The organism is Pseudomonas sp. HD57-3 (assembly GCF_056113135.1).
The window spans coordinates 2873027-2882198 of sequence record NZ_CM148568.1 but is presented as its reverse complement, the minus strand read 5'-3'; the positions used below and the strand labels follow the sequence as shown (position 1 = coordinate 2882198).

General features: G+C 62.3%; 10 protein-coding genes. 4 read left to right on the top strand and 6 right to left on the bottom strand.

What is annotated here, in order from left to right; genetic code table 11:
* Window positions 1-58: 58 nt before the first annotated feature.
* Entirely contained in the window at window positions 59-217 is a 159-nt protein-coding gene (locus AC0R79_RS12880) for a hypothetical protein (RefSeq protein ID WP_474734690.1), read from the bottom strand.
* 550 nt (window positions 218-767) lie between these two features.
* Between AC0R79_RS12880 and AC0R79_RS12875 the strand changes: the two genes are divergently transcribed.
* The 3 genes from AC0R79_RS12875 (at window position 768) to AC0R79_RS12865 (ending at window position 3199) form a co-directional block, all read left to right on the top strand.
* Complete coding sequence (locus tag AC0R79_RS12875; protein WP_474734689.1) at window positions 768-1172, top strand: hypothetical protein; 405 nt, start codon at window positions 768-770, stop codon at window positions 1170-1172.
* Window positions 1173-1212: 40 nt separating this feature from the next.
* Window positions 1213-1629, top strand: coding sequence for an organic hydroperoxide resistance protein (locus AC0R79_RS12870; protein ID WP_179695433.1), 417 nt, complete (start codon window positions 1213-1215; stop codon window positions 1627-1629).
* Between the two features lie 136 nt (window positions 1630-1765).
* Complete coding sequence (locus AC0R79_RS12865) at window positions 1766-3199, top strand: catalase (protein ID WP_474734687.1); 1434 nt, start codon at window positions 1766-1768, stop codon at window positions 3197-3199.
* Window positions 3200-3256: 57 nt separating this feature from the next.
* Here AC0R79_RS12865 and AC0R79_RS12860 read toward each other — a convergent pair whose 3' ends face one another.
* From AC0R79_RS12860 to AC0R79_RS12850, 3 genes are all read right to left on the bottom strand, one after another.
* Window positions 3257-4675, bottom strand: coding sequence for an aldehyde dehydrogenase family protein (locus AC0R79_RS12860; protein WP_474734685.1), 1419 nt, complete (start codon window positions 4673-4675; stop codon window positions 3257-3259).
* Window positions 4676-4741: 66 nt separating this feature from the next.
* Complete coding sequence (locus AC0R79_RS12855; protein ID WP_115077463.1) at window positions 4742-5491, bottom strand: creatininase family protein; 750 nt, start codon at window positions 5489-5491, stop codon at window positions 4742-4744.
* A gap of 135 nt (window positions 5492-5626) precedes the next feature.
* Entirely contained in the window at window positions 5627-6442 is an 816-nt protein-coding gene (locus AC0R79_RS12850) for an AraC family transcriptional regulator (RefSeq protein ID WP_474734683.1), read from the bottom strand.
* Window positions 6443-6576: 134 nt separating this feature from the next.
* On the opposite strand from AC0R79_RS12850, the gene AC0R79_RS12845 reads away from it, so the two are divergent.
* Window positions 6577-7791, top strand: a complete 1215-nt coding sequence (locus tag AC0R79_RS12845) for an MFS transporter (protein WP_474734681.1) — start codon at window positions 6577-6579, stop codon at window positions 7789-7791.
* 46 nt (window positions 7792-7837) lie between these two features.
* Here AC0R79_RS12845 and AC0R79_RS12840 read toward each other — a convergent pair whose 3' ends face one another.
* Together AC0R79_RS12840 and AC0R79_RS12835 are read right to left on the bottom strand one after the other, a co-directional pair.
* Entirely contained in the window at window positions 7838-8614 is a 777-nt protein-coding gene (locus AC0R79_RS12840; RefSeq protein WP_064382021.1) for an alpha/beta fold hydrolase, read from the bottom strand.
* 24 nt (window positions 8615-8638) lie between these two features.
* Entirely contained in the window at window positions 8639-9148 is a 510-nt protein-coding gene (locus AC0R79_RS12835; protein ID WP_108561375.1) for a cytochrome P460 family protein, read from the bottom strand.
* Window positions 9149-9172: the final 24 nt, after the last annotated feature.

Here is a 9172-nt window from a genome sequence, read left to right as displayed (position 1 = left end):
ACAGCACGCGCCCTGCCAGTCAGGCCCCGGCATCAGGTGCCGGTACGGTCATTCGAATTCAGGAGGATGGCGCGGCGCGCGCGTGCAGACTCGCGTTGAACGCGGGCACACGCAGAAATCCGGGGGGAGACAGGCTGGAGAAGAACACCGCCGCGCGGTCGGCGCAGGCAGCGGGAAAGTGGGCTGAATCACTGGCGACATCCGTCGCATCGTTCATTGCATCGTCGATTGCAAACCGCGTGACCAATTGAAACCTCGACTTCCATTTGAGGGTCAACGACGAGGAACAACCTGCGCGGGGATGACAGCGCCAGGGTGGTCCCGATCGGCTGCGACTGCCGGGTCTGTAGACGCACGGCAATCTTCTGGCGCCGGGTTTGTGACCCGAAGCGCCGGCGGATAATAACCACGTTTTTTGCTGGTGAGGCAAACAAAATGTAGGAATTCGGTGAAATAAATATCAGCTGTTTCCTACGTCATTGTGACGGTGGCAAAGAGACAGGGATGTCAAAAATGCTCGTACACCGCCCCGCCATTTCTTCCAGACAAAGGGCATGAAAAACCCGCGCAGGGCCTTGATCGGCCAGCGGAAAAATCACCCTTTCAAGCGCTGCAACAGACGAACGCTAACAAGCGCTAACAACGCATAACTGGCAGTCATTCAGCGCAGAAGGCAGGCTTGAATCTCACCGCTGAACGCCAGGCCACCTGCGAACCTTTTCGCTCGCCTCGCTCAGTCGAACGATGGTTTTGCGAGGGATTCGACCATGGCTGAAGGTTATCGCGACAATTGCCTGTGCGAGGCCGACCGGCTCGGCAACGACGAACTGTATGCCTTGGTCGCGGGCGCCGTCAGGCATGGCCGGGGTGAGGCGCAACAGCTGTTCGCGACGGTGACGCCGTTGCTCATCGCCTTTTACGAAGGTCAGGTGCAGGCCGGGCGGATCCGTCGTGAAGACACCGGCGGCCTCGTTCAGCAAGCCTTCAGGGCGCTCTATCAGGAACAGGCCGCCCATGACCCGAGCTTTCCGTTTCGCGCCTGGCTGATCGAGATCGCCCGCACGATCCTGCTCGACAACCTGGGCCATCGCGGCACTGCCGCCGTGGCCACCGCCGACGCGCTGGCGGGTGCGTCTGCAAGTGAATGTCATGAACCCACACGGGCAACATGAATCGCCCTTCTCGCTGTGAAATGCTCTTCAGGGAATGCCCATGATCGATATCGAAAAAACCCTCTACTCCGCGCATACCTGCACCACAGGAGGCCGCGAGGGCACAGGACGCAGTCACGATGGCCGACTGGATCTCAAGCTTTCTCCACCCGGCGCACCCGGCACCGGAACCAACCCCGAGCAATTGTTCGCCGTGTGCTGGTCGGCCTGCTTCCTCGGCTCGCTGCGCCATGCCTGCAACGCGCGCAAGATCGGTTTTCCTGCACAAGCGATGGTTGATGCGCAAGTCGATCTGGCTCATGGGGAACAAGGGTTCTTCCTGCAGGCCCAACTGGCGGTGTCGCTGCCAGATATCGAACCGCAAGTGGCGCTCCAGCTGATCGACGCAGCGCACCAGAACTGCCCCTACTCCAAGGCCACGCGCAACAACATCAAGGTCAGCATCACCCTCGCCTGATCCGTCTTTTGCCGACAGCAAAACGCCCAATCTTCCAACCACACCTTCGTACTATCCGGCGACACCAAGGTGCAATAGATCGCGCCCAAGGCTTTTGATGTGATGGCGGGAAACCGACAAAAGCCAGGAGTTGCGCATGAACAAGCTGACAACTGCTGCGGGCGCGCCCGTGGTTGATAACAACAACGTACAGACGGCGGGCCCGAGAGGCCCGATGCTGTTGCAGGACGTCTGGTTGCTGGAAAAACTGGCGCACTTCGATCGGGAAGTCATACCCGAGCGGCGCATGCACGCCAAGGGTTCCGGTGCGTTCGGCACCTTCACCGTCACCCATGACATCAGCCGCTTCACCAAGGCCAGATTGTTCTCCAGCGTAGGCAAGACCACCGATGTGTTCGTCCGCTTCTCGACCGTGGCCGGTGAGCGTGGCGCGGCGGATGCCGAGCGTGACATCCGCGGATTCGCCATCAAGTTCTATACCGAGCAAGGCAACTGGGATCTGGTGGGTAACAACACGCCAGTGTTCTTTCTGCGCGATCCGTTGAAATTCCCCGACCTCAACCATGCGGTCAAACGCGACCCGCGCACCAACATGCGCAGCGCCCGCAACAATTGGGATTTCTGGACCTTGCTGCCCGAGGCGCTGCATCAGGTCACGATCGTCATGAGCGACCGTGGACTGCCGCGCACCTACCGCCACATGCATGGTTTCGGCAGCCACACCTTCAGTTTCATCAGCCCGGCGAACGAACGTTTCTGGGTGAAGTTCACCTGGAAGACCCAACAAGGGATCGAAAACCTGACCGATCAACAGGCCGCGACCCTGATCGGCGATGACCGCGAAAGTGCCCAGCGCGACCTGTACAGCGCCATCGAGGAAGGCCACTTCCCGCAATGGAAGCTCTACGTGCAAGTGATGCCAGAGCTGGACGCCGACACGTACTCGATCAACCCGTTCGACCTGACCAAGGTCTGGCCTCACGCAGATTACCCGCTGATCGAAGTCGGCATGCTCGAACTCAACCGCAACCCTGACAACTACTTCGCCGACGTCGAACAGGCGGCTTTCAACCCGGCCAACGTGGTGCCCGGCATCAGCTTCTCACCGGACAAAATGCTCCAGGCGCGCCTGTTCTCCTACGGCGATGCACAGCGCTATCGCGTCGGCGTCAATCATCATCAGATTCCGGTGAATGCCCCGCGCTGCCCGGTCAACAGCTACCACCGGGACGGCCAGATGCGCACCGATGCGAACGCGGGCAGCACAATCGGCTACGAGCCCAACAGCTATGGCCAGTGGGCCGAGCAACCGGATTTCAGCGAGCCACCGCTGGCCCTGAAAGGCAGCGCCGGGCACTGGAATCACCGCGAGGACGACGACTACTTCTCGCAACCGGGTGCGCTGTTCCGGGCTATGTCGCCCGCCCAGCAACAGGTCTTGTTCGAGAACACCGCGCGCTCGATCCATGGCGCCAGCGCCCAGACCCGACAACGCCACATCGATAACTGCACCCGCGCCGATCCGGCGTACGGTGCAGGCGTTGCGCAGGCCATCGAAGCGCTGGGCTGATCCGCAATGACGTAAGCAGAGCAAGCAGGATTGATCCTGTTTGCCCTGCCGCCGTTGTCAGTCCTCTACGATGCTTTTTGCTTCAAGAAACGCTTCCAGCCCCGACACCCCGAATTCCCTGCCGATCCCCGACTGCTTGACCCCGCCAAACGGCGCAAGCAACTCCGGTGCGATCCGGTTGATCAGCACCGAACCGGCCTCCAGCCGCGCAGCGATGCGTCGGCCACGTTCGACCTCGCAGGTGAACACATAGGCCTGCAAACCGTAGACGCTGGCATTGGCCAGGCGGATGGCGTCTTCCTCATCGTCATAGGCGATGATCGACAGCACCGGGCCAAAAATCTCTTCCCGGGCGATGTCCATGTCGTTGCTGACATCGGCAAACACCGTGGGCTTCACGAAATAGCCATGGTTCAACCCGGCAGGCCGGCCCTCCCCGCCGACGATCAATCGCGCACCCTGCTCCAGCCCGCGCCGGATAAAGCCCTGCACGCGATCAAACTGCGCCTGGTTGACCAACGGGCCGATGGCGGTAGTCGGGTTCCGAGGATCGCCGACCACTGTCGCGTCGACCAGGGTTTTCACCCGTTCGATCACCGGCTGCAAGAACCCGCGCGGCACCAACAGCCGTGTGCCGGCGACACAGGCCTGGCCGTTGTTCATGAAGGCAGCATTCAGGGCCATCGAGATGGCCGCTTCGAGATCCGCATCGTCGAGCACGATGGACGCCGACTTGCCGGTGAGCGACAGACTCACCCGCTTCATCGTCTCGATGCCGGCGCGGGCGATGAGTTTTCCGGTGGCAGTGGAGCCGGTAAACGAGACCTTCGCGACGTGCGGGCTGGTACTGATCTCGTCGCCCACATCGCTCCCACGGCCCAGGACAATGTTGATCACCCCGTTGGGCAGTTCCGCACGGTGCAAGGCGAGCGCGAGCACCTGGGTCTGCAACGGGCTGAGTTCGCTCGGTTTGATAATCGAGGCGCAACCGCCGGCAATCGCTGCCGCCAGTTTGCTGCACACCGTACCGGCGGTGCTGTTCCAGGGGGCGAACAATGCCGACACCCCGACCGGTTCCATCACGACCCTTGCACGGCCCACAGGCCGGACCAGTTCGTAGTTCTCCAGCACCTGCGCCGCGTTGGCAAAGGACTGCGACGCGTACTGGCTCACCCATTGCGCACGGGCCAACGGTGCGCCGTATTCCTCGATGGCGGTGTCGCGTATGTCTTCGGTGCTTTCCAGCACCGCTGTCTGAAGGCGTTTGAGCATGTCGATGCGCTCGGCTTTCGAGGTGCGGCCCATCGTGACTTGCGCACGCCGTGCGGCAGCGATGGCTTGCCTGGCATCGTCGCGATTGGCCAGGGTGACCGTTCCGATGACGGATTCCGTCGCCGGGTTGATGCATTCGATCGTTTCGCTGCCCTGAACGGGCACGAACGCGCCATCGATGTAGCTGTGACGGATAGTCCACATGGCGATATTCCCAAGGTGTTGAAACAGCAACGCCCGGAAAATCCGGGCGTTGATCAGGGTGACGCTTCAGTCGGGTAACGATTCGCGGCTGAAGGCTTGCACCTCCTGCACCAGACCGCGAGCGGCCATTTCCACCAGTTGCCGACCCTTTTCCGGCGAAGCCTGGGCCGGGTCCGAGCCCATGCGGCCGTCCGGATGACGGGCGCGGAAATCCGCCGCTTCACGGATCGGCCCCCAGTTGGCGATCTGCGGCGAATAATCGGCCGACTTGATGGAATCGGGATACGCCCATTGGGTCACGGCGATTTCCGAAGGCGTGGCATGAATGCCGTGGCCGGTCGGGAATTGGTCACGCGCCAGCTCGTTCACCCCTTCCAGATCCCACCAGTTGCACAGCTTCAGGGCGAACCCGGCCTTGCGCCGGGCGAAACTCGCTTCGGCGTACAGCTCCGAAAACGCTGCTTCGATTGAGGCGATGTTGCCGCCGTGGCCATTGAGGAAAAAGATCTTTTCAAAGCCGTGGGCAGCCAGGGAGCGGGTCCAGTCGGCGATGGCGGCGATGAAGGTCGAAGGCCGGAGCGAGATGGTGCCGGGGAAGCCGAGGTGATGCTGCGCCATGCCGATGTTGAAGGTCGGGGCAATCAGGATGTCAGCGCTTTTCTGCGCTTCATGGGCAATGATTTCCGGGCACATCCAGTCGGTGCCCAGCAGGCCGGTCGGCCCGTGCTGTTCGTTGGAGCCGATCGGGATGACGATGGTGCGGCTGCGTTCGAGGAATTGCGCTATTTCGGACCAGGTCGATAGGTATAAAAGCATCAGGATTTCTCACTCTTCGAAGGTTCCTCGCGGAACGCGGGTGGGTGTTCAATGCACCTGCAACAGCAGCGTCATTGATACCACCCGCCTCCCTTCGACGACAGAATACGAAGGTATCGGAATCGCCAAAACGCCCTAATCGCGAACGAGAAATTCACGGGGCGATTCACCCATCACCCGTCTGAACATGGCACTGAAGGCACTCTGGCTGGCGTAGCCCAGATCCCGGGCAATCACCCCGACGGACTGTCCCTTGTCGAGCCGGTCGATGGCAGTCGCCAGCCGCACCTGCTGCAGCCAGTGGCGGAAATTCAGGCCGGTTTCATTGACGAACAGGCGTATCAGCGTGCGCGAACTGGCACCGACCCGGTCAGCCCAGTAACCGATCGAATGGTCTTGTCCCGGATCCTGCAGAATCGCCTCGCACACCGTGACCAGTCGCCGGTCCACCGGCCACGGCACTTCGATCGGCAACGTCCGGGCTCCCTGCAACTCACTGAGTATCAACGCCACGATGTGTGCGTTACGGCCTTCCTGTGGGTATTCGATCGGCTGCTCGGCCAGGGCCAGAATCAACTCGCGCAGCAGTCCGGGGATCTCCAGCACTTTGCAGTGATGGCCCAGCCCTGCGCAGACCTGCGGATCGATGTAGATCGAGCGCATCTTGACCGCGCTCAGCATCAACTGGTCGTGGATCATCCCGGGCGGAATCCACAGCGCGCGCTTCGGCGGCAGGATCCACAATCCGCGCTCGGTGGCCACCCGCATCACCCCGTTCGAGGCATACAGCAATTGCCCGTGCCGATGCACGTGCGGCTCGTTGTATTCGCCGGTGGCCTGATCGCGCACCAGCACGGTCATTACACGCGGCACGTCCTGATAGTCGGGATAACGTTCGCTGCGCGGCGCGGACTCACGCTGGGCGATGACCTTGCGCACCTCTCGTTTCATCGGCTGGCGTCTCCTGAAAACACACCTTGATCGTGGTAAAGCAGCGATTGTCACTTTGACGACAAACCCTGGCATTTGCCATTACCGGCCCATTGTTAGCCTTGCGCTCATTGTTCATCAATGAGGCTTTTCCCATGGCAATCACCCGCAATCTCTCCGGCCACCAGCAGAGCGTCACGGCGGTGATCGGCCTGCTGATCCTGTCCATCGCCCTGCGGCCGCCGATCATTTCGGTGGGGCCGATTCTGCTGTTGATCCAGCAGCACTTCCAGTTGAGCTATACCCAGGCCGCGCTGCTGACCTCGATTCCCGACATCTGCATGGGCGTGTTCGCGCTGGTGGTTCCGAGCCTGGCCAGACGCTTCGGGATCGATCGCAGTGTGGTTGTCGCACTGACGTTGCTGGGCGCCTCGACGTTGCTGCGGGCAATCTCGCCGAATGCATTCTTCCTGCTCGGCAGCACGTTCTTCGCCAGCATCGGCATTGCGGTTGCCGGCGCGATGACCGGCGCGTGGATCAAGACCCACTTTGCGCAACGGCCGGCGATGCTCATGGGCATCTATGCTGGCGGCCTGAGTCTGGGCGCGACCCTCGCGGCGGTGTTCAGTGCGCCGATTGCCGAGCTGGCGCAGGACTGGCGGGTCAGCGCCGGGTTCTGGAGCGTGCTGTGCCTCACCGCCATCGCCAGCTGGGTGTGGATGGCGCGGCGTTTTGCGACACCGACACCCGCCGTGAAATCGCCGTCGAACCCGAGCAAACGTCTGCCCTGGGGCAATCCGCAAGCGTGGCTGATCGCGTTGAATTTCGGTGCCGGTCAATTCGTGGTCTACGCCCTCTTCGCCTGGATGGCGCCAGCGTCGGTGGAAGCGGCCACATCGAGTGTTTCCCCGGGCGTCCTGCTGGGCATTTTTACGGCGGTGTTCGCCGTGGCCAGCGTGGGTGCGGGGCTGATACCGGGCAAGGCCCACGACCGGCGCGGTTTGCTCGGGTTGTCGGCGTTGCTGGCCCTGCTGGGGGTGGGCGGCATGGCGTTCCTGCCGGCGTACTGGCCGATGCTGTATGTGGTGCTCGCGGCCATCGGCCTGGGCATGGGTTTTACCGTGGCCATGACCTTGCCGCTGGATCACGCCAGCACCAGCGAACAGGCCGGATTGTGGACTGTGTTCATGTTGTTCATCGGTTACCTGATCGCCGCGCTCGGGCCGCTGTTGTTCGGTGCCCTGCGCGAATACGCCGGACACTACGGCCCGGCGTACACCTTGCTGTTCGCGGTACTGCTGTTGATGCTCGGCATCACCCCCCTGCTCAGATTGGCACCGGCAACTTCGCCGCAGGTGTCCGTTGCCTGAGCGGGAGGTGACAGCCCTGCGACGCGCCTCGGCACGTCGCAGGGTTTCAGTTGGCCGCCGCAGCTTTTTCAATCAGCCGGGCCACCGGTGCCGGGTTCGACACCATCACCACGTGCGACGCGCCCTTGACCACCTCAACCGCCTTGGCATCCGCACGCTTGGCCATGAACGCCATCGCCTGGGGCGGGATGTTCTTGTCCTTGTCGCCGTAGATGTACCACGACGGAATGTGCTTCCAGGCCGGCGTTCCGGCCTGCTCGTTCAGCGCCGCTTCGGTGACCGGACGTTGAGTAGCCGCCATCAGCGCCGCTTGTGCAGCCGGGACATCGGCGGCGAACTGGTCGTGGAACTTGCTCTGCTGGATGTACAGGTCCTTGCCGCCGTCGGCCAGCGCAACCGGTGGTGCCAGCGTTGGTCCGAGGGTGCTGCCGGGAAACTTGCCGGCCAGCCCGGCGACGGTTTCACCGGCTTCGGGGGCAAAGGCGCTGACGTAGACCAGCGCTTTGACATTGGCATGATCGTTGGCCGCATCACTGATGACGTTGCCGCCATAGGAGTGACCGACCAGCACCACTGGCGACTGGATGCTGCTGAGCAACGCCGATACCGCTGCGCCATCGCTCTTGACGCCGCGCAGCGGATTGGCGGCGGCGATCACCGTGTAGCCATCCTTTTCGAGAATCTTCGCCACGCCGTTCCAGCTCGACGCGTCGGCAAATGCGCCGTGCACCAGCACCACCGTGGGTTTGGCGGTTTGGGCGAAGGCATTGGCGCCCAGGCACAGGCCCGCAGCGATGCTCAGTGCAATCAGTGTTTTTTTCATCTGGATGTTCCTCGTATGACGGATTCAGGGGGCGTATCGAGTGAAGACAAAATCGTGGTTCTGCACCCGCGCCTGATGGCAGGCAAAGCAGGTCTGGTGCTGGGCTTCATCGGCGGGTTTGCCGTTGATGAACCGGCCGAATCCCCAGCCACCGGTCGAAGCGTATTTGCGCGAGTCCTTGACCATCACCTGAACAGTGGTGGCCGCCCCCGGAATCGAGGCTGGCTCGAACTCCGGCGACTGCACGTGTTTCCACGCCAGCTTCACCAGCACCGTGCCGTCGGGAAACGGCAGCGTCTTGCTCTGGTAAGCCTTGATCGCCCGGTCATTGCCCAGCACCGCGCGCAGTTCATCCAGCGGCGCGGCTTCCTGGGCCGGGGCAATCAGCGCCCACTGGCGATAGTTTTTCGGCAGCTTCACGCCGTAGATCGGCGAGGCATCGCCCTCATCGGCCTCGCCCAACGCGACACCGGTAGCCGCCAGTGCCGCGAGCGCAATGGCCGCTGGCAACACGGCCCAATGGTTGAGTTTCATCGTCGGATCCCCTCAGGCCAGCAG

Coding starts and splice junctions, on each gene's coding strand:
- AC0R79_RS12865 (WP_474734687.1), top strand. CDS start 1,766: ATGAACAAGCTGACAACTGCTGCGGGCGCGCCCGTGGTTGATAACAAC.
- AC0R79_RS12860 (WP_474734685.1), bottom strand. CDS start 4,675: ATGTGGACTATCCGTCACAGCTACATCGATGGCGCGTTCGTGCCCGTT.
- AC0R79_RS12855 (WP_115077463.1), bottom strand. CDS start 5,491: ATGCTTTTATACCTATCGACCTGGTCCGAAATAGCGCAATTCCTCGAA.
- AC0R79_RS12850 (WP_474734683.1), bottom strand. CDS start 6,442: ATGAAACGAGAGGTGCGCAAGGTCATCGCCCAGCGTGAGTCCGCGCCG.
- AC0R79_RS12875 (WP_474734689.1), top strand. CDS start 768: ATGGCTGAAGGTTATCGCGACAATTGCCTGTGCGAGGCCGACCGGCTC.
- AC0R79_RS12870 (WP_179695433.1), top strand. CDS start 1,213: ATGATCGATATCGAAAAAACCCTCTACTCCGCGCATACCTGCACCACA.
- AC0R79_RS12840 (WP_064382021.1), bottom strand. CDS start 8,614: ATGAAAAAAACACTGATTGCACTGAGCATCGCTGCGGGCCTGTGCCTG.
- AC0R79_RS12845 (WP_474734681.1), top strand. CDS start 6,577: ATGGCAATCACCCGCAATCTCTCCGGCCACCAGCAGAGCGTCACGGCG.
- AC0R79_RS12880 (WP_474734690.1), bottom strand. CDS start 217: ATGAACGATGCGACGGATGTCGCCAGTGATTCAGCCCACTTTCCCGCT.
- AC0R79_RS12835 (WP_108561375.1), bottom strand. CDS start 9,148: ATGAAACTCAACCATTGGGCCGTGTTGCCAGCGGCCATTGCGCTCGCG.